At 71.5% G+C, this 22,422-nt stretch carries 21 protein-coding genes; 6 read left to right on the top strand and 15 right to left on the bottom strand.

The features are described 5' to 3' along the window. Positions 1–61 precede the first annotated feature (61 nt). From K3N28_RS02965 to K3N28_RS02985, 5 genes are all read right to left on the bottom strand, one after another. Positions 62–976, bottom strand: coding sequence for an arginase family protein (locus tag K3N28_RS02965; protein WP_228090980.1), 915 nt, complete (start codon positions 974–976; stop codon positions 62–64). A gap of 150 nt (positions 977–1,126) precedes the next feature. Beyond that, positions 1,127–2,023, bottom strand: coding sequence for a co-chaperone YbbN (locus K3N28_RS02970; protein WP_228090981.1), 897 nt, complete (start codon positions 2,021–2,023; stop codon positions 1,127–1,129). Between the two features lie 72 nt (positions 2,024–2,095). After that, the gene (gene rnhA, locus K3N28_RS02975; RefSeq protein WP_228090982.1) at positions 2,096–2,560 is read right to left on the bottom strand and encodes a ribonuclease HI; all 465 of its coding nucleotides are present in this window, start codon (positions 2,558–2,560) and stop codon (positions 2,096–2,098) included. A gap of 10 nt (positions 2,561–2,570) precedes the next feature. Continuing rightward, positions 2,571–3,155 carry a TMEM165/GDT1 family protein gene (locus K3N28_RS02980; RefSeq protein ID WP_228090983.1) on the bottom strand — a complete coding sequence of 195 codons (585 nt, stop codon included), beginning with the start codon at positions 3,153–3,155 and terminating at the stop codon, positions 2,571–2,573. A 223-nt stretch (positions 3,156–3,378) separates the two neighbouring features. Further along, complete coding sequence (locus K3N28_RS02985) at positions 3,379–4,617, bottom strand: MFS transporter (protein WP_228090984.1); 1,239 nt, start codon at positions 4,615–4,617, stop codon at positions 3,379–3,381. A 123-nt stretch (positions 4,618–4,740) separates the two neighbouring features. Here K3N28_RS02985 and K3N28_RS02990 point away from each other — a divergent pair, with 123 nt between their 5' ends. Then, complete coding sequence (locus tag K3N28_RS02990) at positions 4,741–5,907, top strand: ROK family protein (RefSeq protein WP_228090985.1); 1,167 nt, start codon at positions 4,741–4,743, stop codon at positions 5,905–5,907. Positions 5,908–6,186: 279 nt separating this feature from the next. On the opposite strand, the gene araA is transcribed toward K3N28_RS02990, so the two are convergent. From araA to araB, 3 genes are read right to left on the bottom strand one after another with little or no spacing between them, the layout of a single operon-like run. Then, positions 6,187–7,683, bottom strand: coding sequence for an L-arabinose isomerase (gene araA, locus K3N28_RS02995; protein WP_228090986.1), 1,497 nt, complete (start codon positions 7,681–7,683; stop codon positions 6,187–6,189). A gap of 3 nt (positions 7,684–7,686) precedes the next feature. Next, complete coding sequence (locus tag K3N28_RS03000) at positions 7,687–8,376, bottom strand: L-ribulose-5-phosphate 4-epimerase (RefSeq protein WP_228090987.1); 690 nt, start codon at positions 8,374–8,376, stop codon at positions 7,687–7,689. A gap of 49 nt (positions 8,377–8,425) precedes the next feature. Next, complete coding sequence (gene araB, locus K3N28_RS03005; protein ID WP_228090988.1) at positions 8,426–10,090, bottom strand: ribulokinase; 1,665 nt, start codon at positions 10,088–10,090, stop codon at positions 8,426–8,428. A gap of 360 nt (positions 10,091–10,450) precedes the next feature. Here araB and K3N28_RS03010 point away from each other — a divergent pair, with 360 nt between their 5' ends. After that, positions 10,451–11,296, top strand: coding sequence for an SDR family oxidoreductase (locus tag K3N28_RS03010; protein ID WP_228090989.1), 846 nt, complete (start codon positions 10,451–10,453; stop codon positions 11,294–11,296). Positions 11,297–11,591: 295 nt separating this feature from the next. Here K3N28_RS03010 and K3N28_RS03015 read toward each other — a convergent pair whose 3' ends face one another. The 3 genes from K3N28_RS03015 to K3N28_RS03025 are packed head-to-tail and all read right to left on the bottom strand — an operon-like array spanning position 11,592 to position 13,083. Then, a complete protein-coding gene (locus K3N28_RS03015; RefSeq protein WP_228090990.1) occupies positions 11,592–12,188 on the bottom strand; it encodes a hypothetical protein in 597 nt (198 codons plus the stop codon). Beyond that, positions 12,185–12,727, bottom strand: a complete 543-nt coding sequence (locus K3N28_RS03020; protein ID WP_228090991.1) for a phage holin family protein — start codon at positions 12,725–12,727, stop codon at positions 12,185–12,187. Before K3N28_RS03020 ends, K3N28_RS03015 begins: the two co-directional genes overlap by 4 nt. Positions 12,728–12,750: 23 nt before the next feature. Continuing rightward, positions 12,751–13,083, bottom strand: a complete 333-nt coding sequence (locus K3N28_RS03025) for a plasmid stabilization protein (RefSeq protein ID WP_228090992.1) — start codon at positions 13,081–13,083, stop codon at positions 12,751–12,753. A gap of 150 nt (positions 13,084–13,233) precedes the next feature. Between K3N28_RS03025 and K3N28_RS03030 the strand changes: the two genes are divergently transcribed. After that, complete coding sequence (locus K3N28_RS03030) at positions 13,234–14,652, top strand: cytochrome P450 (RefSeq protein ID WP_228090993.1); 1,419 nt, start codon at positions 13,234–13,236, stop codon at positions 14,650–14,652. A gap of 144 nt (positions 14,653–14,796) precedes the next feature. Here the strand turns inward: K3N28_RS03030 and K3N28_RS03035 are convergent, their stop codons facing one another. After that, positions 14,797–15,324, bottom strand: coding sequence for a DUF4383 domain-containing protein (locus K3N28_RS03035; protein WP_228090994.1), 528 nt, complete (start codon positions 15,322–15,324; stop codon positions 14,797–14,799). A 209-nt stretch (positions 15,325–15,533) separates the two neighbouring features. Between K3N28_RS03035 and K3N28_RS03040 the strand changes: the two genes are divergently transcribed. Next, positions 15,534–17,375 carry a transketolase gene (locus K3N28_RS03040; protein WP_228090995.1) on the top strand — a complete coding sequence of 614 codons (1,842 nt, stop codon included), beginning with the start codon at positions 15,534–15,536 and terminating at the stop codon, positions 17,373–17,375. Between the two features lie 96 nt (positions 17,376–17,471). Next, entirely contained in the window at positions 17,472–17,888 is a 417-nt protein-coding gene (locus tag K3N28_RS03045) for a CBS domain-containing protein (protein WP_228090996.1), read from the top strand. Between the two features lie 129 nt (positions 17,889–18,017). On the opposite strand, the gene K3N28_RS03050 is transcribed toward K3N28_RS03045, so the two are convergent. Beyond that, complete coding sequence (locus K3N28_RS03050; RefSeq protein WP_228090997.1) at positions 18,018–18,698, bottom strand: uracil-DNA glycosylase family protein; 681 nt, start codon at positions 18,696–18,698, stop codon at positions 18,018–18,020. A 107-nt stretch (positions 18,699–18,805) separates the two neighbouring features. Here K3N28_RS03050 and K3N28_RS03055 point away from each other — a divergent pair, with 107 nt between their 5' ends. Next, entirely contained in the window at positions 18,806–19,372 is a 567-nt protein-coding gene (locus K3N28_RS03055) for a hemerythrin domain-containing protein (RefSeq protein WP_228090998.1), read from the top strand. 140 nt (positions 19,373–19,512) lie between these two features. Here the strand turns inward: K3N28_RS03055 and K3N28_RS03060 are convergent, their stop codons facing one another. Both K3N28_RS03060 and K3N28_RS03065 read right to left on the bottom strand, forming a co-directional pair. Continuing rightward, entirely contained in the window at positions 19,513–20,310 is a 798-nt protein-coding gene (locus K3N28_RS03060; protein ID WP_228090999.1) for a SigB/SigF/SigG family RNA polymerase sigma factor, read from the bottom strand. Between the two features lie 273 nt (positions 20,311–20,583). After that, positions 20,584–22,332, bottom strand: a complete 1,749-nt coding sequence (locus K3N28_RS03065) for a methylmalonyl-CoA mutase (protein WP_228091000.1) — start codon at positions 22,330–22,332, stop codon at positions 20,584–20,586. Positions 22,333–22,422: the final 90 nt, after the last annotated feature.

The raw sequence follows: 22,422 nt of genomic DNA on the forward strand, positions 1-22,422 counted from the left end.
CGGGGCCGTTCGGGAGTCCGGCGCAGTCGCCGCCGCATGCGACGCCCGACGACGGGGGTTCCTATTGGAGCGCTTCTACGAGGAGGTCGGTGAGGGCCTTCGCGTACTCGCCGTCGGGGTCGTAGTCGGGGTCGAAGACCGTCAGGTCCATGCCGACGCAGCGGTCGTCGGCCGCGCACGTGGTGATGATCTGGCTCAGCTCGCCGAAGGAGATCCCGCCCGGGGCCGGGCCGTCGACCGCCGGCATCACCGAGGGGTCGAGCACGTCGGCGTCCACGTGGAGCCAGAAGGTCGCCACCTCGCCGAGCGCGTCCAGCGCCCACTCGGCGCTGCGGCCGACACCGTTGGCGCGCAGGTCGGGGACGGTGCGCATCGCGACCCCGGTGGCCCCGAGCTCGACCCGGTGCGGGTCGTCGGCGCGCAGGCCGAGCAGGACCAGGTGATCGGTGTCCACATAGGGCCGCAGGCCGCCGATGTCGGTGAGGTCGGGCTGGCCGCGTCCCGTGGCGAGCGCGAGCTCCTCGGCCGCGGCGGCGCCGACGTACTGGGAGTTGCCGGGGTGGCGGAAGTCGGAGTGGGCGTCGATGAAGACGAGGCCGCGGTCTTGCCGGTCGCGTTCGGTGCGGCGGCGGGCGGCGAGGGCCGGGCCGAGAAGGATCGAGCAGTCGCCGCCGAGGACGAGCGGGAAGCGCCGCTCCTGCCACAGGCGCTCCACGCGGTCGGCGAGGCGGCGGGTGTACTCGGCGATGGCCTTCGCCTGGCCCACGCCGTCGCCGGGACGCCACGAGGACGCATCGAAGCGCGGCGGGGTGAGGCACCCGGCGTCGACGGCGTTCAGCCGGGAGAGGAGCCGGTGGTCGCGCAGCGCGCCGGGGGCCTTGGCGCAGCCGGGCACGGTGCTGGGAGTGGGCGGCCGGAGGCCGAGGTTCGAGGGCGCGTCGAGGATCGCGATGCGCCTCGATCGAGTCGCTGGCAACGCTCACCTCCTCCCACCGCCGGACAGGCCCTAGCTTGTCACAGGGAGCCGCTCCGGCACCAGGCTTGGAAAGCGGATCTCCTCTCCACCGAACGGCCGAACCTCCACGTCACGGGGTGTGACGCGGAGGTTCGGATTCGTCGTATCCGCTTAGAAGAGGACGGCGCTGAGCTTGCGGCGGGCCTTCGCCACCGCCGGGTCGTCGACCCCTGCCACGGTGAACAGCTCGACGAGGCGCTTGCGCACCCGCTCCCGGTCGTCGCCGAAGTTCTTGGCGACCAAGGCGATGAGCCGGTCGTAGGCGGCCTCGGCCTGGCCCGAGAGGAGCTGGAGGTCGGCCGCGGCGAGCGCCTTGTCGATGTCGTCGGGGTTGGCGTCGGCGACGGCGACGGCGTCCTCCGGCAGGGCCCCGACGCGCCGCAGCATCCGCACCTGCGCGAGCCCGGCCTCGGCCTCGGCGGAGGCCGGGTGGTTCTTGAGGTACTTGTCGTAGGCGGCCTCGGCCGCGTCGAGGTTGCCCTCGACCATGTGGTTCTCGGCGGCGGCCAGCTCGGGGTCGACCGGCTGGGCCACGTCGAGCCCCGCGGCCTGGGTGATGCGGCCGATCCACTGGCGCAGGGCCTGCTCGGTCTGCGGGCCCTGGAGCAGGTCGAGCGGGCGGCCCTCGGCGAGCGCGACGACGGCCGGGAGCGCCTGGAGCTGGAGCGCGGCGGCGAGCTGCTGGTTCTGGAGGACGTCGGCCTTGGCGAGGACCCACGCGCCGTTCGCCTCGGCGGCGAGGCGCTGGAGGACGTCGCGGACCTGGAGGCTCTCGGGGACCTGGTCGGCCCAGAAGGCGACGACGACGAGCGTCTGGAGGGAGCGTTCGAGCACCTCGCTCTGGACGGTCCCATCGGTGACGTCGATGACGACGACGCCGGCGCCGCCGCCCGGCGCAGGGTGCTGGTGCGCCGGTGCGGCCTGCTGCTGTTGTTGCTGCTGCGCGGCGGCGGCGAGGGTGCTGAGGTCGACGCCTCCGGAGAATCGTGACGGTACCTGGTCGCTCATGGTGGTGATTCTTCCATTCTCATCGGGGTTCCGAGCCGGGGGCCGGTGGCGGTGTGGGCCGGGCGGCGCGCCTCAGCGGCGTCCGGCGGCCTCGTCGCGGCCCTTGCAGGCGAGCCGGTCGGCCCGCTCGTTGCCGGGGTCGCCGGCGTGGCCCTTGACCCAGCGCCAGTCGACCTGGTGGCGGGCGGCGGCCTCGTCGAGCCGCCGCCACAGGTCGGCGTTCTTGACCGGTTCCTTCTTGGCGTTGATCCAGCCGTTGCGCTTCCAGCCGTTCATCCAGGTCATGATGCCGTTGCGGACGTACGAGGAGTCGGTGTAGAGCACGACGTCCATGGGGCGCTTGAGGGTCTCGAGGGCCTGGATGGCGGCCATGAGCTCCATGCGGTTGTTGGTGGTGGCCTTCTCCGCGCCGTACAGCTCCTTCTCGTGCTCGCCCCACTTCAGGTACACGCCCCAGCCCCCGGGGCCGGGGTTGCCGGAGCACGCCCCGTCGGTGTAGATGACGGCGGTGTCCTCGTTCGCGTCCGGTTTCGGCATGACCGCCAGCTTAGTCCGCCAGCGCGGTCACGGCTTCGACGCCCAGCAGGACGCCGATCACGAGGAAGAGTCCGGAGGAGACGTAGCGGATGACCTTCTCGGGGATGCGCCTGGCGACCCAGGCGCCGGCGAACACGGCGAGGAGGTCGGCGGCGAGCATCCCGGCGGTGCCGCCGAGCCAGACGGCCCAGGGGTTGTAGCTGGATCCCAGGCCCATGGCGACGATCATGGTCTTGTCGCCGAACTCGGCGAGGAACATGGCGGCGATGACGGTGAGCAGGCCGGAGCGGCGTTCTTTGACGTGGAGGTCGTCGTCCTCTTCCCGGCCGCCGCGCAGGCCCCAGAGGCCGAAGCCGATGAAGAGGATCGCGGCCGCGAGGCGGATCCAGTCGGTGGGGAGCAGGTTGCCGGCGACGGCGCCGACGCCGACGGAGAGGCCGATGAGGGCGCCGATGGCGATGACGAGGCCGAGGATGACCGATCGCAGTCGGTACTTGGTGGCGAAGGTGAGGGCCATGAGCTGGCTCTTGTCGCCCATCTCGCCGACGAAGACCAAGCCGAAGCTGATCGCGGCTGCGCCCAGGAATGCGTCCATGTGAGGGTGGTCCTCCCAGTGTCGGGGCCGGGAGGAGGGAAGACGGCGCCCTCGACCCGGCCGTACGGCCTTGGTCGAAGGTCTCGCTCGCCTCAACGTTCTGAGGCCGTGCGGCCGGGTCTCCGAGGAGGCCAGTGTGTCGACCGCAGCGTTGGGAGCTACTCCCCTTCTGCGGTGGCAACTATACGCCGGGACGGCCCGCGGGCCGTCCCGGCGTGGTGGGTCACACAGTCGCGGTGGCGGGCGGCTTCGTTTCGGCGGGAGCCGCGGTGGGTCGGTTCAGCAAGCGGCGCATGGTGGTCGGTCCGGCCAGGGCGATGACGACCGCGAGGGCGGCCGGGACGGCGAGGCCGCCGGTGAGGCCGGTGGCCTCGCCGATGTAGCCGATGGCGGCGGGGCCCAGGAGGAGTCCGGTGGAGCCGGACATGGAGATGAGGGCGATGTTGGACGGTGAGCCGCCGGCGGCGCCGACGGCGCTGAAGAGGACCGGGACGATGACGGCGATGCCGCTGCCGGCGAGGAGCCATCCCGTCCAGGCGAGGGGAAGGCCGCCGGCTGCGCCGTTGAACGAGACGGCGCTGACGAGGACGAGGGCGTAGCCGGCGGCGGCCAGGGCGCCCGCGGCGAGGAGGGTGCGGGCGGGGCCGAGCTTCGCGCGGATGGGGTCGCCGAAGAGCCGGAACACGGTCATGGCGCAGGCGAAGACGGTGTAGGAGAGCGGCGCGAGGGCGTCGTCGGCGCCGAGGACGTTGGCGGCGTGGAGGTTGGCCCAGTCGATGGCGCCGGACTCGACGAGGTGGCCGCCGAGGCCGAGCACGAACAGCGCGGTGAGGAGCACGAAGCCGATGCGGCGCCCGGGGGCGCCGCTGCTGCCGCCGGAGTTGTCTCGACCCGGGGGCGGCAGCAGCGGACGTGTGGACACGGCCATCGCGACGGTGCCGATGATCGCGACGGCGATGAGGATGGCCTGGTTGCCGAGGCCCAGGCCGAGGCCGAGGGAGGTGAGGGCGCCGGCGGCGGCGCCGCCGAGGCTCCAGAGGCCGTGGAAGGCCGAGATGATGGGCCGTCCGTAGCGCTGTTCGAGTTCGACCGAGTGGGCGTTGATGCCGACTTCGATGACGCCGACGCCGACGCCGTAGAGGGCGGCGGCCGCGAGGAGCGTGCCGTAGTCGGCGGCGAACGCGGGCGCGAGGAGGACGAGCTGGGTGGCCGGGCCGGCCCACAGGAGGAGTTTGCGGGTGGTGACGCGGTCGGCGATGCGGCCGGTGACGGCCATGGTGGCGAGGCCGACGAGCTGGATGAGGAGGAGGGCGGTGCCGAGCCGCGCTTCGCCGAGGCCGAGGCGGGCGTCGACGCCGGGGAGGGCGGCGGCCCAGGCGCCCATGACGAAGCCGGAGGTGGCGAACGCGCCGTGGAGGCCGATGCGGGCGCGGCGAAGGGCGAGCGGTTCCAGGGAGTGCAAGTGACGGTCCTTATGAGCGCGGGAAGTTTTTGTTCTCGATAAGAACATAACAAGGCGGCAGCTCCTCGTCAATGATTTTGTTCCGAGTGAATACATAAATCTTCCGGCTGGCATAATCCGTCCATGCCCCAGACGATGACCAGCGCCGATCTCCGGGTCCACAACCAGATCCGGCTGCTGCGCGCCGTGCACGACGCCGCCGAGCCGTTCACCAGGGCCGAGGCCGCCCGGCTGCTCGGCATCGGGCGCAACACCGCCGCCGCGCTGGTCGGCGAGCTGGAGCGGGCGCGGCTGCTGCACGAGGTCCCGGCCGAGTCGGGCGCACGCGGACGGCCGACGACGATGCTGGTCCCCCATCCCGAAGGGCCCGTGGCGTTCGCGGTCGACTTCAGGGAGGACTCGTGGACGCTCGCGTCGGTGGAGCTGGGCGGCGCGATCACCGAATTGGAGGCGGCCGAGCACGACCGGACCCCCGCGGTGTTCGCGGCGATCCGCGCGGCCGTCGCCCGCCACGAGACCCCGCGGCTCGCCGTGCTCGGCTTCGCCACGTCGGGACCGATCCGCGACGGGCACCGACTGCACATCTCGCACCTGGGATGGGACGAGGTCGAACTGAACGAGCTCGTCGGCGACGACTGGCCGGCGACGGTGATCGACAACGACGCGCGCCTCGCCGGGCTGGCCGAGTCGCGCCGTGGCGCGTTGCGGGGCATGGGAACCGCGATGCACTTCCACATCGACTTCGACATCGGCGGGACCCTGCTGCTGGACGGCGACGCCCAGAGAGGGGCCCATCGCATCGCCGGGGAGTTCGGCCACATGCCGCTCACCGGCTCCCCGCTGGCGTGCATGTGCGGGGTTCGGGGCTGCTGGAGCCTGGACGTGGGCGCGAACGCGCTGGTACGCCGGTTCGGCGGGGAACCGGGCTACGGCACGGGGCGGGAGCTGGCGCAGGAGGTCCTGCGGCGAGCCGAAGCCGGCGACCCCGAGGCGGTGTCCGCTCTGGACGACAACGCGGCGGCGCTCGGCAGGGGCCTGGGAGCGCTGGCGAACGCCCTGGACCCGGAGGCGATCAGCCTGTCGGGCATGGGCGTCGACCTGATCCGGTTGCGTCGCCCCCTGATCGAAGCGCAGTGCGCCGAGGGCCTGATGGCCTTCAGAAGAGACGAACCACCGACGATCATGGCCGGAACGGTCGGCGAGCAGGGGCCCCTGCGAGGCGCGGCGGAAATGGCCTGGGACGCGATCCTCGACCCCGATCGACTCCGGGAGCGCCTGCATTCGGGATGACGGCGGCCGGTCGGCCGCGCTCCTCCAGCGTCGTGTCCGACCGGTCAGCGCTCCTCGGGGATCGGAAGGGCCCCGGCGAAGTCGGGGCTTCGCCCGACCCAGGTGCCGAGCGAGGCGGCGGAGGCCGGCGCGCGGGCGTCCAGGGGGTCCCTCCGCCGAAGCCTCGGGGAGGCGCGGGCAGCGGACTCGCCTGCCCGACCCCATGCCCCTGGGGCGCGCGACGGCGGGCGGGGAGGAGCCTCTTCGCCCCTCCCCGCCCGTGTCGCCTTGCGGTGCCCGCTAGATGCCGCCCTCGAGGTGGTGGTAGACCTGGTTCCAGCGGAGCTGCTGCTTGAACTCGTTCGCGGTGGTGCCTTCGCCGATGGTCACCAGTTCGATGCCGGCGATCTCGGCGAAGTCCTCCATGACCTCGCGACCGAAGGCCTGCGTGAACGCGGTGTGGTGCGGGCCGCCCGCGGTCAGCCAGGCCTCGGCCGAGGTCTGGAGGTCCGGGCGGGGCTCCCACACGGCGCGCGCCACCGGCAGGTTCGGCAGGTCCTGCTCGGGCTCGACCGTGTCGACCTCGTTGGCCACCAGGCGCAGGCGCGTCCCGAGGTCCATCAGGCCCACGGTGATCGCCGGGCCGGGCGGGGCGGTGAAGACCAGGCGCACCGGGTCCTCCTTGCCGCCGATCCCCAGCGGGTGGATCTCGCACTTGGGCTTCTCCGACGCGATCGTCGGGCACACCTCGAGCATGTGCGCGCCGAGGATCTGCGGGGACTCCGCCCCCAGGTTGTAGGTGTAGTCCTCCATGAAGGACGTGCCGCCCGGAAGGCCTTGGGCCATGACCTTCATGAGCCGCACCAGGACCGAGGTCTTCCAGTCGCCCTCGCCGCCGAAGCCGTAGCCGTCGGCCATGAGGCGCTGCACCGCGATGCCCGGGAGCTGCTTGAGCGCGCCCAGGTCCTCGAAGGTGTCCGTGAACGCCTTCGCGCCGTGCTCCTCCAGAATGGACCGCAGGCCCAGCTCGATGCGGGCGGCGTCGCGCAGCGACTCGTGCCGCTCACCGCCGGCGCGCAGCTCGGGCACGACGTCGTAGGCGTCCTCGTACTCGGCGACCAGGCCGTCGACGGCCTTGTCCTCGATCTCGGCGACGCGCTCGGCGAGCTCGTTGATCCCGTACGTGTTCACCTCGACACCGAGGCGGATCTGCGCCTCGACCTTGTCGCCCTCGGTCACGCCGACATGGCGCATGTTGTCGCCGAAGCGGACCAGCTTGAGGTTCTGGACCTCGTTCCAGCCCAAGGCGGCGCGCGACCAGGCGCCGACGCGCCGCTGGACCTTCTCGTCGGCCCAGTGGCCCACGATGGTCTTGCGGCGGTGGCGCATCCGCGTGAGCATGTAGCCGAACTCGCGGTCGCCGTGGGCGGCCTGGTTCAGGTTCATGAAGTCCATGTCGATGTCGGCCCACGGCAGGTCGCGGTTGTGCTGGGTGTGCAGGTGCAGCAGCGGCTTCTGCAGCACCCCGAGCCCGGCGATCCACATCTTCGAGGGCGAGAACGTGTGCATCCAGGCGATCACGCCGATGCACTCGTCAGCGGCGTTGGCCTCCAGCATCACCCGCTTGATCTCGTCCGGCGTGGTGAGCACCGGCTTGGCGACCACCGTCACCGGGATCGAGGCGGCGCCGTCGAGCCCGGCGACGATCTCGGCCGAGTTCCGGGCGACCTGGTCGATCGCCTCGGGGCCGTAGAGGTGCTGGCTGCCGGTGACGAACCACAGTTCCTTGGTTTCCATTGCTTACTGCTCCTTGGGGGACGGCTGCTGGCCGTAGACGTTCTGGTAGCGGTCGTAGAGCTTGTCGATGTCCGCTTGAGGGATCGGCACCGGCTCGCCGAGCTGGCGGGAGATGTGGACGGTGCGCGCCACGTCCTCGGCCATCACCGCGGCCTTGACGGCGGCCTTCGGGTCCTTGCCGATCGTGAACACGCCGTGGTTCTGCATGATCACCGCCGGGGAGCGGTGCCCCGCGAGGGTCTCCACGATGCCCTTGCCGATGGCGTCGGACCCGATGAGCGCGAACGGGCCCAACGGGATCTCGCCGCCGAACTCGTCGGCCATCGCCGTGAGGACGCACGGGATCGGCTCGGCGCGCGCGGCCCAAGCGGTCGCGTAGGGGCTGTGCGTGTGGACCACGCCGCCGACCTCGGGCATCCGCTGGTAGACCTCGTTGTGGCTCTCGGCGTCCGAAGAGGGCGCCAGGTCGCCGGCGAGGACCTCGCCTTCGAGGTCGGTGACGACCATCAGATCGGGCGTGAGGTCGTCGTAGGAGACGCCGCTGGGCTTGATGACGATGAGGTCGGTGCCCGGGACGCGGCCTGAGACGTTCCCGCTGGTCCAGGTGACCAGGCCCCAGCGCAGGAGCTCGGCGTGGAGCGAGCAGACCCGCTCCTTCATCTCCTCGACGGCGGGAGTCGTTCGGAAGGTCATGCGGTTGCTCCTGTTCGGGGAAGCGGGCGGGTCGGAACGGACGGGAGCCTCACTTGGCGGCCTCCGTGGCGATCCGGTGCAGGGTGTGCAGGGCCTTGGAGCCGCCGCGGCCGAAGTGGTCGTGCACTTCCTCGTAGACGGCGTACAGCTCGTCGTAGGCGTCGGCGCGGGCCTGGTCGGGGACGTAGGCGTTGCGTTCGATCTTGCCCATGGCCTCCGAGGCCGCGTAGATGTCCGGGTAGACCCCGGCGGCGACGGCGGCGTGGATGGCCGAGCCGAGGGCCGGGCCCTGCTCGGAGGTGAGCACGGTGATCGGCATGCGCAGCACGTCCGCGTAGGTCTGCATGAGCCACCGGTTCTTCAGCAGGCCGCCGGCGGCGACGAACTCCTCGATCGGGACGCCCGACTTCGTGAGCGTCTCGACGATCATGCGGGTGCCGAAGGCCGTGGCCTCCACCAGCGCGCGGTAGATCTCCTCCGGCTTGGTCTGGAGGCCCAGGCCGAGGATGACACCGTGCAGGTCGTGGTCGACCAGGACCGAGCGGTTGCCCGAGTGCCAGTCGAGCGCGACCAGGCCGTGCGCGCCGACCGGCTGCTCGGCGGCGAGCTCGGTCAGGTACTGGTGGATCGAGACGCCGCGCTTGTCGGCCTCCTCGGCGTAGGAGCCGGGGACGCCGTTCTTGGTGAACCACGCGAAGATGTCGCCCACGCCGGACTGCCCGGCCTCGTAGCCCCACAGGCCCGGGGTGATCCCGTCGCGGACCACGCCGCACATGCCGGGGGCCTCGGTCAGGTGCTCACCGTTGACGACGTGGCAGGTGCTCGTGCCCATGATGGCGACGAGCTTGCCAGGGCCGACGGCCTTGCCGGAGGCGGCCGTGACGTGCGCGTCGACGTTGCCGACGGCGACGACGGTGCCGACGTTCAGGCCCGTCCAGGCGGCGGCCTGCTCGGTGATCTCGCCGGCCTTGTCCCCCAGGCCCGACAGCGGGTGCTCCATCTTGGCGTTGAAGTCGGCGAACTCGGGGTTGAGCGCGGCCAGGTACTCGCGCGAGGGGCGCTTGCCGTCCTGGACGATGCCCTTGTAGCCGGCGGTGCAGACGTTGCGCGTCTCCTGGCCGCACAGCTGCCACACGATCCAGTCGGCGGCTTCGATCCAGCGGTCGGCGCGGGCGTAGACCTCCGGGTCCTCCTCGAGGACCTGCAGGCCCTTGGCGTAGGCCCACTCCGAGGAGATCTTGCCGCCGTAGCGCGGCAGCCACGTCTCGCCGCGCTCGGCCGCGACCGCGTTGATGCGGTCGGCCTGGCCCTGGGCGGCGTGGTGCTTCCACAGCTTCGGCCACGCGTGGGGGCGCTCGGCGAGGTCGTCGAGCTCGCACAGCGGGGTGCCGTCGGCGGTGGTCGGGAGGATCGTGCACGCGGTGAAGTCGGTGGCCACGCCGACCACCTGGTCCGGGCTCACGCCGGATGCCGCCAGCGCGGCGGGGACGGCGTTGCGGAGCACGTCGACCCAGTCCTGGGGCGACTGGAGCGCCCAGCTGCGCGGCAGGCGGACGCCGGAGCCGGGGAGGGTCTCCTCGATGGCGCCGTGGGCGTACACGTGCTCGGCGCTGGCCAGCTCGCGCCCGTCGGCTACGGAAGCGACGACGACCCGTCCGGAGAGGGTGCCGAAGTCGATCCCGATCGCAACGGCATCGTTGTCGCTGCCAGTCATAGCGGCCTCCTAGGGGATGCTCGTTCAACAGAAGTGACCGTTCACATACGCGTGGTCCACCCGCGCGGAACGGCCGTAGGCACACTGGTGGATCCCCCACAACCTAACGCATTCGCAGGTCCGGCACCACCTGCGGTCAGGCGTTCGCCGGAATATTCCGGACATGACGCCCCGTTGCGACCGCCTCCGCGCCTTGGTGAAGGGACCCAGTGTGACGGAAGCGACTCTCCGGGCCGCGGACCAGTGGCCTCACCCCGGGCGGCCGTCCGCGAGGACGGCGGTTACACGGGAAGCCGGCCGGGGTATCCGGCGGTCGGGCCCGGCCGAAGGGCGGCCGGGTGGAGCAGGAAGGACGAGCCAATGGGCAAGCCGGGACAGCAGCAGGAACGACCGGGCTACACCGAGGCGATGACTCCGGAGCCCAAGGACTCCATGGAGGGTTACGAGGGTCGCGGCCTCCTCAAGGACCGCCGGGCGCTCATCACGGGCGGCGACTCCGGGATCGGCCGGGCGGTCGCCGTCGCGTTCGCGAAGGAGGGCGCCGACGTCGCCATCGCCTACCTGGAGGAGCAGGAGGACGCCGAGCGCACCGCCGAACTGGTCGAGGCCGAGCGCCGCCAGTGCGTCCTGCTGCCGGGCGACCTCGGGAACCGCGAGCACTGCCGAGAGGTCGTGGACCAGACGGTCAAGGGCCTCGGCGGGCTCGACGTGCTGGTGAACAACATCGCCTATCAGAAGCCGGCCGAGCGGCCCGAGGACATCAGCGACGAGCAGTGGGAGCACACGTTCAACATCAACATGCACAGCTTCCACCGGGTGACCAACGCCGCGCTCCCGCACATGGGCGAGGGCAGTGCGATCGTCAACTGCGCGTCGGTGAACGGCCTGCGGGGCAACAAGACCCTCATCGACTACTCGGCGACCAAGGGCGCGATCATCGCCTGGACGTACTCGATGGCGCAGGCGCTCGCGCCGCGCGGCATCCGCGTCAACTGCGTCGCCCCGGGTCCGGTGTGGACGCCGCTGATCCCGTCGACGCTCCCGGAGGACCATGTCGAGGGCTTCGGCGAGCAGGTGCCGATGGGCCGCCCGGCCGAGCCGGACGAACTGGCGCCCTCGTTCGTGTTCCTGGCCGCGAACCGGATGTCGTCGTACATCACCGGCGAGGTCATCGCCGCCCTCGGCGGCGAGACCATGCCGGACTGAGCGTCCCGCGCGTTCGCGCCGCAGCCCGTGTCGGCTGCGGCGCGAAGTCGTGCGGCGTGCGGCGTCCGGCGTCCGGCGTCCGGCGTCCGGCGTCCGGCGTCCGGCGTCCGGCGTCCGGCGTCCGGCGTCCGGCGTCCGGCGTCCGAAGACTGTCGCACCCCTGTGTCGGGGTTGCGACCGGGGGCCGGCGATGTCCGATTCGCCGGGACCCTCCGTTCACCTTCAAGCAGAGGCCGATCCGGACAGGGGCGGACCGGCGGGCCATGGCCCGCCGGTCCGCCCTCGCCGCGTCGCCTCAGCGGTGCATGAAGCGACGCACGCCCTTCTTGCGTCTCCCGCCCACGGCCGAAGAGGCGGAGCCGAGGAGGTCCTTCACCTCGCCCCAGCGGCGGTGGGCGGCCTTCCGCATGGCCTTGCGGCGCTTCGCGGCGGCCTTGGCCGTCGCTCTGCGGCGGCGCTCGCTCGCCTTGATGGCGTCCATCGCGGCCTGCCGGGCGGCGTCCTTCGTGGACTGGCGGTGCCCGCGGGCGATGCCCATCCCCACGATCGCCGCCGTCGCCGCGCCCACCGTCGCGACCGCGACCGTGAACGGGTGGCGGCGCACCGGGGCGAAGGGGCCGTGCGCGTGCGCGGCGTCCGGGTCGATCCCCAGGCGCTCGCGCAGCTGGATCACCGAGGCGTTGACCCGCTCACGGGTCCGCTCGGCGTCCTGGCGGAGGTCGTCCGTGGACTTGCGCTGGTCCGCCTCCGCGTCCTCGATCGCCCAGTCGTGCTGGCGAACGAGGTTCTCCTCCTCCCGAGTCCGGTAATCCGGCGCCATCGGGGGAGAGGGCGCGAATCCGGCGCCCGGCGGAGCCGCCATCGGCGGCGGGACCGTCCAGCCACTGGTCATCGGTCCATCCTCCCTTGCAGGGCCCGGGCGTCGTCCCGGGCGTGTTCCATCGTCTCCTCGGGGACCGGCGGCATGGCTCGACGCAGCATCGACCGGCCGATCAGCGCCATGATGCCCGCGATGATGAACAGCGCGGCACCGACGATGAGGGCCGAAGCCCACGCCGGCATCATGAGCGCCAGCGCCAGGAGCGCCGCCCCCGCGAACGCGGCCCCGCCGTAGACCGCCATCACGCCGGCGACGGCGAACATGCCGCCGCCCGCGGCGCCCTTCTTGGCCTTGTCCGCGACCTCGCGGGCGGCCAGCTGGGCTTCCACGCGGGCCAGGTGCGCCACCTGCGACGTCAGGTCGCCGACGATCGCGCCGACGGAGCGGTCCTGGTCGTCCCAGTCGTGGCGGCCGCGGCCGCCGGTCCAGCCGCGCTTACGGCCCCGATCGGACCATTCTCGTGTGTCGTGGTCGGCATCGGCCCATTCGCCGCGGTGCTCGCGTTCGGCCTCGCGCATCGCCCGGGCCTCGGGGTCGTGTCGAACCTCCATGTCCTCACCTCTCTCCACCGGGCTCAAGAGCGCCGCTTCAGGGCGCGCTCGAGCTCGGCCTTGTTCATCTTGGAACGGCCTTCGATGTTCTTTCGGCGGGCTTCCTCGTAAAGCTGGTCTTTGGTGCGGCCTTTGGGGCCGGAGTGGGACCGCTTGCCGCCTCGCTTCGAGGACGACATGTCCTTCGTCGAAGTGCGGCTCGCCGTCTTGGTCTCGCCCTTGCGGGCGCGTTCCTTGTTGACGGTGCGAGCGGCGATCTCCTCGGCTCGGTCCTCCTCGGTGCCGCGCTCCTTCGCCTGATCTCGGATGTGCCGGTATTGGCGTTCTTCCTTGTCAGTCCAGTGCTGCTGTGGCATGGCCCCTCACCTCCACGGTGTCCGTTTTCGGCCAGGTCCGATGGGGATCGGGTTCCCCGCCCGGCTCGGCGGAAACCTCGCGTACGGGCGCGGCGGCCGTTTCCGGTGGCAGACGGCGGGTACCCGGTCGCGAGCCGAGGGAGGGGACCCATGGAAGACGCCGCACCGGTCGCGAGCAGGCACGAGACGATCCAGATCGGACTGCGGGCGATCCTGCCCGCGTTCGCGGGCGGGGCGGTCAAGCGACGCCGCGTGCCGATGGCGCTGGCCGAGCGCTTCCAGGCCGATCGGGCGGCCATCAGGCTGCTCACGCGCCTGCGGGAGCGGCACGGCCCCGGGCCGCTGCGGCTGCGCGTCCCCAAGCGCTCGGTGGCCGTGGTGCTCGCGCCCGGAGACGTGGGACGGCTGCTGCGGGAATCGCCCGAGCCGTTCACGCCCGACAGCGTGGAGAAGCACGCCGCGTTGGGCAAGTTCCAGCCGCACGGGGTGCTCATCTCGCGCGGGCCCGAGCGGGCCGCGCGCCGCAACTGGAACGAGGCCGTGCTCGAACAGCACCGGCCCTTGCACCACCTCGCCCCGGCACTGCTGCCGGTGCTGAACGAGGAGGTCGACCGGCTCACCGAGACCGTGGACCGGCGGCGCGAACTCGACTGGCGCCGGTTCGATCAGGCGTGGCAGCGGACCGTGCGGCTGCTCGTGTTCGGCGAGCCCGCTCGCGAGGACCGGGAGCTGATCGCCGCCCTCGACTCGCTGCGCCGCAGCGGCAACTGGGCGTATCTCGGCCGCCCGAGGACCCGCGCGCGTGCGGCCTTCGCGGCGCGGCTGCGCCGGGCCCTCGCGGAGGCCGGGCCGGGCACCCTGGCCGAGGCCATCCGCGACGAGGCGTCGAACGGCGCGGTGCATCCCGAAGACCAGGTGGCGCACTGGCTGTTCGCGTTCGACGCGGCCGGGATCGCCGTCGCGCGCACCCTCGCGGTCCTCGCCGTCCACCCCGGACACCGGCTGGCGGCGCTGAACGAGCTGGCCGCCGAGGACCCCGCCGAGCCGGCCGAGCTGCCGTTCCTGCGCGCCTGCGTGCTCGAGTCGCTCCGGCTCTGGCCGACCACGCCGCTGATCCTGCGCGACAGCACCGCCGAGACCCGCTGGGGCGCGACACGCCTCCCCGCGGGCACCTCGTTCGTCGTCTACACGCCGCTGTTCCACCGGGACCCGGCGCGCCCGTACGCCGACCGGTTCGCCCCGGACATCTGGCTCGATGGCACGGCGCGGGAGGACCCCTCGCTCGTCCCGTTCAGCGGCGGGCCCGCGCGCTGCCCCGGCCGGAACCTGGCGCTCTTCTGCGCCACCGGCGCGCTCGCGCGGCTGCTGCGCGAACGCGAGTGGCGCCTGACCTCGCCGAGCCCGCTGTACACCGGCAGGCCGGCCCCGGCGACGTTGGACCACTTCGGCCTGGCGTTCCGTCCCGAGCCGGCCCGGCAGCCGCTGCTCGGCGCCGCCCCGCACGGGGATGCCAACCGGCACAGCACTTCCCGTGCAACAGGCACGCATACTTCCGCGGCCTCCGGGTAGCCACTTTCGGCAAGCGAGGCTTGCGAGGGAATTCCTCCGGTGCGGCGCGGTCGGTAGTAGAGGGCTACCGCGTCGAGTCGGCGGGAAACACACGAGAACGGCGCTCCGGAGAATCCGTCCCGGAGCGCCGTTCCACGTCTCCCCTCAGCGCGCCGCGCCTCGGTTCGTCTCGCCGAAGTCGCCTTCGCCGCGGGCCTCGCTCTCCTTGGGGAGCGTGCGCGGCATCAACAGGCCGAGCAGGAGCACCAGGATGCCCAAGCCCAGGTGCAGCAGTGCGATCGGCCAGTTCGAGGGCAGGAAGTCCGCGGTGGAGGAGTCCGGGACGATGAGGCCGTACAGGCCCAGGAGGGCGAAGAACACCCCGCCGGTGATCAGGTACCGCACCGAGGCGCCCACCATCCAGCCCATGATCAGACCGGTCACGCCGTAGACGAGGTGGAGGAGGTTGGTGAGGACCGAGACTTCGAAGACCCCGAAGAGCTCGGCGGTCGTGTCGTTCCCCGCGAAGCTGATCCCCGAGAAGCCCGGGGTGAACAGCGGGATGAAGCCCATCACGCCGAGGAGGAGGAAGAGCCATCCCGCCGCGGTCGCGCCCTGCTGGACGGCGGTGGTGCGGCGGCGCTCGGGTTCCCACCAATGGTGGCCGGTGGTGGATCTCGGTTGCTCCTTCATCGTTCCCTCCCGTGGTTCGCCGGAGTAGAAGCGCACCGCCGCGCCCGCGTATGGGCATCCAATCGGGCGAGACGGCGCGCCGCGAGCCACTCGGACCCGCAGCGGAGGGATACCCCTCAGGACCGCCGCGACACCCGGTTTCGCGCCCCTGCCCGGGGGTAGCCCACGCATTCAGGAGCCTGAACCCGTGAACCCCAGCAGGAGGAGCCGTGAGCGTCATCGAGGCACGCACCAGCGAGATCGCCGAACTCGGGCAGCAGTTGCGGGTGGACGCGGTGCGGGCGTCGGCCCGGGCCGGCTCGGGGCACCCCACCTCGTCCATGTCCGCCGCCGACCTCATGGCCGCACTGCTGGCCGGACACCTGCACTACGACTTCGAGCACCCGCACCTGCCGGGGAACGACCGGCTCGTGTTCTCCAAGGGACACGCCTCGCCGCTGCTGTACGCGATGCTGCACGCGGCGGGCGTCATCGACGAGGAGCATCTGCTCACCTACCGCCGGCTCGGTTCGGACCTGGAAGGGCACCCCACGCCGCGACTGCCGTGGGTCGACGTCGCCACGGGCTCCCTCGGGCAGGGGCTCCCGATCGGCGTCGGCATGGCGCTCGGGGCCCGCCTCACCGGCTCGCCCGCCCGGGTGTGGGTACTGTGCGGGGACGGCGAGATCGCCGAGGGCTCCGTGTGGGAGGCCTTCGCGGCCGCCGACGACTTCGGCCTCGGGAACCTGTGCGCGATCATCGACGTCAACCGGCTCGGCCAGACCGGGCCCACCCGCTACGGATGGGACACCACCAAGTACGCCGCCCAGATCGGCTCCTTCGGCTGGCAGGTCATCGAGATCGACGGCCACGACCCGGCTCAGATCGACCGGGCGTACGCCCAGGCCGAGGCCGAGAACTCCCGGCCGACCGCGATCCTGGCGCGCACCAAGAAGGGCAAGGGCGTCGCCGCCGCCGAGGACAAGGAGGGCCTGCACGGCAAGCCGCTCGACGAGGCCGAGAAGGCCGTCGTCGAGCTGGGGGGCGTCCGCGACGCCCGCGTCCAGGTCAAGGGACCGCGGTCGAGCGAGCCGCTGCCGGCGCGCCCCGCGCAGCCCGTCACCCTGCCGTCGTTCCCGGTCGGCACCAGCGCGGCCACCAGGGACGGCTTCGGCGCGGCCCTGGAAGCGCTCGGCGAGGCCAACCCGAACGTGGTGGTCGTCGACGGCGAGGTCGCCGACTCCACCCGGACGGCCGAGTTCGCGAAGGCCTTCCCGAACCGCTTCTTCGAGTGCTACATCGCCGAGCAGCAGATGATCGGCACGGCCGTGGGGCTGCAGACGCAGGGGTGGATCCCCTACGCCTCCACGTTCGCCGCGTTCCTCACCCGAGCGCAGGACTTCCTGCGCATGGCCGCCATCAGCGGCGCGGACCTGCGCGTCGTGGGCTCGCACGCGGGCGTCTCGATCGGCCAGGACGGGCCGAGCCAGATGGGCCTCGAAGACCTCGCCATGATGCGCCTGCTGTGGCGCAGCGTGGTGCTGTACCCGTGCGACGCCAACCAGTGCGCGCAGCTGACGGCCACCATGGCCGAGCTGCCGGGCATCAGCTACCTGCGGACGACGCGCGCCGAGACGCCGGTGATCTACCGGTCCGACGAGCAGTTCCCCGTGGGCGGCAGCCGCACGCTCGTCAGCTCGCCGCACGACAAGGTCACGATCGTCGCCGCCGGGATCACCGTCTCGGAGAGCCTGACCGCCGCCGAGCGCCTCGCGGACGAGGGCATCCCGGTGCGCGTCATCGACGCCTACTCGGTCAAGCCGCTCGACGCCGCGACGATCCGCCAGGCCGCCGCCGACACCGGCCGCCTGCTCACCGTCGAGGACCACTGGCCCGTCGGCGGGCTCGGCGACGCCGTCCTCGAAGCCGTCGCCGGGCAGGTCCCCGACATGCGGTACACGAAGCTCGCCGTCCGCGGCATGCCCGGCTCCGCCGGGACGAAGGAGCAGCTCGCCAACGCCGGCATCGACGCGGCCGCGATCATTCGGGCCGCGCAGCGCCTGGTCCCGTGAGAAGTGGCGTAATCCCTGCGAACGCTGGGTACCCGAACGATACTCATGGGGACGGCGCGATGAAGGAGCAGTGACGCGATGAAGGAGAGGAACAGCATGGCGACCGCACGCGATCTGATGCACCCGGGCGTGACCTGCGTGCAGAGCAACGACACCGCCGGGAACGCGGCGCGGCTCATGGCCGAGCTGGACGTCGGCGCGCTGCCGATCTGCGGCGCCGAGGACAACAAGATCAAGGGCATGGTCACCGACAGGGACCTCGTGCTCGAGGTCATGGCCACCGGCCAGGACCCGGAGACGTTCACCGTCGACCGGCTCCCTCAAGGCCACCTGATCCTCGCGGACGCGAACGAGGACGCCGAGAACGTCATCGCCAAGATGAAGGAGCACCAGATCAACCGGGTGCCCGTCATCGACGAGGGCAGGCTCGTCGGCATCATCTCGATCAGGGACGTCTCGCTCCGGATGCCGCAGTCGGTCACCGGGGACGTCGTGGACTCGATCAAGTCCTGACATCGGCCCCAGGGCCCGAAGACCACCGGGGGGTGGAGCGCCGTCGCGGCATCGCCGCGGCGGCGCTGTCTTCGTGCGCACCGCCTGGCCGACCGCTCCCCGATGGACGCCTGCTCGTGGAGGACCGCTTCACGCGGCCGTGCCGTGCCGCAGCATCTCGGCGGCGTGGCGCAGGTCCACGAGGAACTCCGCGAACGCGTCCCTGCGGTCGGATTCGCGCAGCCGCGCCACCGATTCCGGCCGCATGGTCACCATGACCCGCAGGTTCCGGCGCAGCTCGGGCGCGGCCAGGAGGTGGACCACGCCGCGGTGGGCGCTCACCTGGAACTCGGCCCCGAGCAGCGAGTGCGCCGCCGTCCCGCCCAGGCAGATCACGAGTTCCGGGTCGATCGTGTTCAACTCGGCGAGCAGCCACGGCCGGCAGGCCTCCCGCTCGCCGCGGGAGGGCTTGAGCCGCACCCGACGCCCGACCGACGCACCGTGCGTCGTGGTCCCGACCCGCACGAACTTGTAATGCTTGACCGCATAGGTCCGGTACACCTGGGCGGGGTCGATCCCGGCCTGTTCGAGCGCGCCGTCGAGCAGCTCCCCCGCCTCGTCGGCGTACGGCCTGCCCTCGTGGTCCTCGACCGAGCCGGGCTGCTCCCCCACGACGACGACCCGGGACCGCTCGTCGCCCGCCCCGAACACGGTCCGCTCGGCGGCCTGGAACAGGGGGCAGCCCTCGCAGTCCGAGGCGGCCTCCCGCAGTCGTTCCAGGCCGCCCGCCGGCGGCACGAAGCGCTGGGCGCCCGTGGTCCGCGTCGTCATGTCGGTCCTCCTCGGTCTCACGTGGAGAGACGAGTACCCGCGTTTGCCCAGCACTACCCCGGGTACGCCCCACCGACCGCACCGAGCCGATCACATCTGGAGGACCGATGGCGGCTGCCGAGCAGAACACCGACCTGATCGAAGTGATCCTCAAGGACCACCGCGAAGTCGAGGCGGCCTTCGTGGAACTGGAAGAGCGCACCGGAGATCCCCGGGCCCGCAAGGACCTCGTCGACCACGTGATCGCCGAGCTGGTCCGCCACTCCGTGGCCGAGGAGCAGTTCATGTACCCCGCGGCGAGGTCGCGCCTGCCCGACGGCGACGACATCGTCGACCACGAGCTCCAGGAGCACGCCGAGGCCGAAGAGGTCATGAAGCGGCTCGAAGGGCTCGGCCCCGACGACCCGCAGTTCGAGCCGCTCCTCAAGCAGCTCATGGACGACATCCGCCACCACATCTCCGAGGAGGAGGGCGATCTGCTGCCGCGGCTCAAGGCGGCCTGTGACCGCAAGGAACTCCAAGAGCTCGGGCACAAGGTCGCGGTGGCCAAGGAGTTCGCGCCGACCCGGCCCCACCCGCACGCCCCCGACACGCCGCCGGGGAACCTCATCCTCGGCCCCGGCGTGGGCTTCATCGACAAGATCCGCGACACTCTGAGCCATCGCGAAGTCTGATACGCGAACCGGAGCGGCGGGCCCTTCGGCCCGCCGCTCCGGCGTGGTGCTCCGTATGTGTCGTCAATGTGCTCCGCCGGTTCCCCGCGGGCCGCGTGAACGGCGTCAGCGGAGGATCGGCACCGGGCAATCGGTCCTCATCAGACGGATGACTGTTCCAGTCCGTCCCGCAGGTCCTCCAAGGTGCGGTGGAGGAGCCGGGAGACGTGCATCTGGGAGATGCCCACTTCCTCGGCGATCTGCGTCTGCGTCATGTCGCCGTAGTACCGCAGCGCCAGAATCTTGCGCTCCCGCTGCGGCAGCTCCTGAATGAGCGGCACCAGCGACTCGTGGTTCTCCACGAGTTCGAGCGCGGCGTCCTCCTCGCCCACGGACTCGGCGAGCGTCGTGCGCTCCTCGTCCGCGAACGGCGGCTCGTCGAGGGAGACCGCACGGTAGGCCTGCCGGGCCTCGTAGCCCTCCTGCACCTCCTCGACGGTGATGCCGAGGTGCTCGGCCATCTCCTCGTCGGTCGGCGGCCGACCCAGCCGCTGCGAGAGCTCGCCGCCTGCCTGGTTCAGCGAGATGCGCAGTTCTTGGAGGCGACGCGGCACGCGCATCGGCCAGCTCGTGTCGCGGAAGTGCCGGCGCACTTCGCCCATGACCGTCGGAACCGCATAGGAGAGGAACTCCGCCCCCTGGTCGGGGTCGAAGCGGTCGACCGCGTGGATGAGGCCCACCGAAGCGACCTGCACGAGGTCGTCCTTGGCGATGCCCTTGCCGGCGAATCGCTGCGCGATGTGCTCGGCCAGCGGGAGGTGCCCGGTGACCAGTCGTTCTCGGATCTCCGCTCGTCGCGGATCGCCCTCGTCGTACGAGGCCATCTCGCGGAACAGCGGGGCCAAGTGGCCGTATTCGTCCGAACCTTGGCGCTTGCCTTCTGATCTTTTGTCTGCCATGCGATCGCCCTCCTGCCCTAGTGGACATCGGTTGAAGCATGTTGCCCCTTTCGGAGCCTGACGCTTCTCATTGTAGGACTGTTTGCGGGCTGCGGGCAAGAATGAAGAGGTAAATTCCGGGAGGCAAAGGGGACATCGTAACTTTGCGGGACACATACCCCGATATGTTGTTATAACAGGTCATGAGGATGCCCATTCGAGGCCATACCTAAACCTCCAGCTGTGCCGCCCGTCACTGTTATCTGCAACATCGTTGGGGCGCAAGGCCAACGATCAGATGCCGGTCGTCTCGCGGTACTCGCCCCACTCCTCGCGCAGGGTGCCGCAGATCTCCCCCAGCGTCGCCTCGGCGCGCGCCGCCGCCAGGATCGGCTCCACGAGGTTCGCGGTGCCCCGCGAAGCGTCGCGGATGTCGGCCAGCGCGCGCTCGACGGCGGCGTTGTCGCGGGTCGAGCGCCGTTCGGCGAGCACGGCCCGCTGCCCCTGCTCGATGTCGCCGGAGATGCGGAGGATCTCCAGTTCGGGCGTGACGGTGTCGTGGAGCTCGGTGACGCCGACGATGTGCTTGGTGCCGTCCTCCAGCTGCCGCTGGTAGGTGAAGGCGGCCTCGGCGATCTCGGCGTTGAACCAGCCCTCCTCGATGCCGCGGAGGATGCCGGAGGTGACGGGGCCGATCTCGTGGCGGCGCTCGCCGGCGGCCTCGGCGCTCATCACCTCGCGCGCGACGGCGGCGGGGTCGTCCCCCGACTCGCCGCCGAGGGCGAGGATCTGGAGGAAGAGCTGTTCGGCCTCGGCCTCGACGCGGTCGGTGAGGGCCTCGACGTACCAGGAGCCGCCGAGCGGGTCGGCGACGTTGACGACGCCGGTCTCGTCGCGCAGCACCGCCTGGGTGCGCAGGGCGATCTCGGCGGCCTGGTCGGTCGGGAGGGCGAGGGTCTCGTCGAGTGCGTTGGTGTGCAAGGAGTTCGTGCCGCCGAGGATCGCGGCGAGCGCTTCGACGGCGGTGCGCACGACGTTGTTGTAGGGCTGCTGCGCGGTGAGGGAGACGCCGGCGGTCTGGGTGTGGAAGCGGAGCCACTGGGCGCGGTCGGTCTGGGCGCCGTAGACGTCGCGCATCCACTTGGCCCAGATCCGGCGGGCGGCGCGGAACTTGGCGATCTCCTCGAAGAAGTCGAGGTGCGCGTCGAAGAAGAACGAGAGGCCGGGCGCGAAGCGGTCGACGTCGAGCCCGCGCGAGAGACCGAGCTCCACATAGGAGAAGCCGTCGGCGAGGGTGAACGCGAGTTCCTGCGCGGCGGTGGACCCGGCCTCACGGATGTGGTAGCCGGAGACCGAGAGCGGCTTGTAGCGCGGGAGGTGCTCGGCGCAGTAGGCCATGAGGTCGCCGATGAGGCGCAAGTGCGGCTCGGGCGGGAACAGCCACTCCTTCTGGGCGATGTACTCCTTGTGGATGTCCGTCTGGAGCGTGCCGTCGAGCTTGCCGATGTCGACGCCCTGGCGTTCGGCCGCGGCGAGGTACATGCAGAAGATGGGCACCGCGGGACCGGAGATGGTCATCGACGTGGTGACGGCGCCGAGGTCGATGCCGTCGAAGAGGCGGTCCATGTCGGCCGTGGAGTCGATGGCGACGCCGCAGTGGCCGACCTCGCCGAGCGCGGCGGGCTCGTCGGAGTCACGGCCCATGAGGGTGGGCATGTCGAAGGCGACGGAGAGGCCGCCGCCGCCCGCGCCGAGGAGCATCTTGTAGCGGGCGTTGGTCTGCTCGGCGTTGCCGAAGCCGGAGAACTGGCGGATGGTCCAGGCCCGGCCGCGGTAGCCGGTCGGGTAGAGCCCGCGGGTGAAGGGGTACTCGCCGGGCCAGCCGATGCGGTCCATGCGGGGGTCGGCGACGCCTTCGGGCGGACCGTAGACCGGTTCGGTCTCCAGTCCCGAGAGCGTCGTGAAGTCGGCTTCGCGTTTGGCGGCCGACGCGTAGCGCTTGGCCCAACGCTCACGTCCTTGGGCGATCGACTCAGCGTCCACGGTGACACCTCACTTTTGGCTCGGCTGGTTTACGGCTCGCAAGCAGTGCCATGACTGCTCGGTGGAAGCCACGGTCCGACTCACGCCCCA

The sequence above is a fragment of the Glycomyces sp. TRM65418 genome, from assembly GCF_019710475.1.
Classification (GTDB): Bacteria; Actinomycetota; Actinomycetes; order Mycobacteriales; family Micromonosporaceae; genus Glycomyces.

Excerpts from the sequence above, each read along its gene's own strand:
- rnhA (WP_228090982.1), bottom strand. The coding sequence starts at position 2,560 with ATGCCGAAACCGGACGCGAACGAGGACACCGCCGTCATCTACACCGAC.
- K3N28_RS03025 (WP_228090992.1), bottom strand. The coding sequence starts at position 13,083 with ATGCCACAGCAGCACTGGACTGACAAGGAAGAACGCCAATACCGGCAC.
- K3N28_RS03000 (WP_228090987.1), bottom strand. The coding sequence starts at position 8,376 with ATGACCTTCCGAACGACTCCCGCCGTCGAGGAGATGAAGGAGCGGGTC.
- K3N28_RS02970 (WP_228090981.1), bottom strand. The coding sequence starts at position 2,023 with ATGAGCGACCAGGTACCGTCACGATTCTCCGGAGGCGTCGACCTCAGC.
- K3N28_RS02980 (WP_228090983.1), bottom strand. The coding sequence starts at position 3,155 with ATGGACGCATTCCTGGGCGCAGCCGCGATCAGCTTCGGCTTGGTCTTC.
- K3N28_RS03050 (WP_228090997.1), bottom strand. The coding sequence starts at position 18,698 with ATGACGACGCGGACCACGGGCGCCCAGCGCTTCGTGCCGCCGGCGGGC.
- araB (WP_228090988.1), bottom strand. The coding sequence starts at position 10,090 with ATGACTGGCAGCGACAACGATGCCGTTGCGATCGGGATCGACTTCGGC.
- K3N28_RS03035 (WP_228090994.1), bottom strand. The coding sequence starts at position 15,324 with ATGAAGGAGCAACCGAGATCCACCACCGGCCACCATTGGTGGGAACCC.
- K3N28_RS03060 (WP_228090999.1), bottom strand. The coding sequence starts at position 20,310 with ATGGCAGACAAAAGATCAGAAGGCAAGCGCCAAGGTTCGGACGAATAC.
- K3N28_RS03010 (WP_228090989.1), top strand. The coding sequence starts at position 10,451 with ATGGGCAAGCCGGGACAGCAGCAGGAACGACCGGGCTACACCGAGGCG.
- K3N28_RS03045 (WP_228090996.1), top strand. The coding sequence starts at position 17,472 with ATGGCGACCGCACGCGATCTGATGCACCCGGGCGTGACCTGCGTGCAG.
- K3N28_RS03015 (WP_228090990.1), bottom strand. The coding sequence starts at position 12,188 with ATGACCAGTGGCTGGACGGTCCCGCCGCCGATGGCGGCTCCGCCGGGC.
- K3N28_RS02990 (WP_228090985.1), top strand. The coding sequence starts at position 4,741 with ATGCCCCAGACGATGACCAGCGCCGATCTCCGGGTCCACAACCAGATC.
- K3N28_RS03030 (WP_228090993.1), top strand. The coding sequence starts at position 13,234 with ATGGAAGACGCCGCACCGGTCGCGAGCAGGCACGAGACGATCCAGATC.
- K3N28_RS03020 (WP_228090991.1), bottom strand. The coding sequence starts at position 12,727 with ATGGAGGTTCGACACGACCCCGAGGCCCGGGCGATGCGCGAGGCCGAA.
- araA (WP_228090986.1), bottom strand. The coding sequence starts at position 7,683 with ATGGAAACCAAGGAACTGTGGTTCGTCACCGGCAGCCAGCACCTCTAC.
- K3N28_RS03055 (WP_228090998.1), top strand. The coding sequence starts at position 18,806 with ATGGCGGCTGCCGAGCAGAACACCGACCTGATCGAAGTGATCCTCAAG.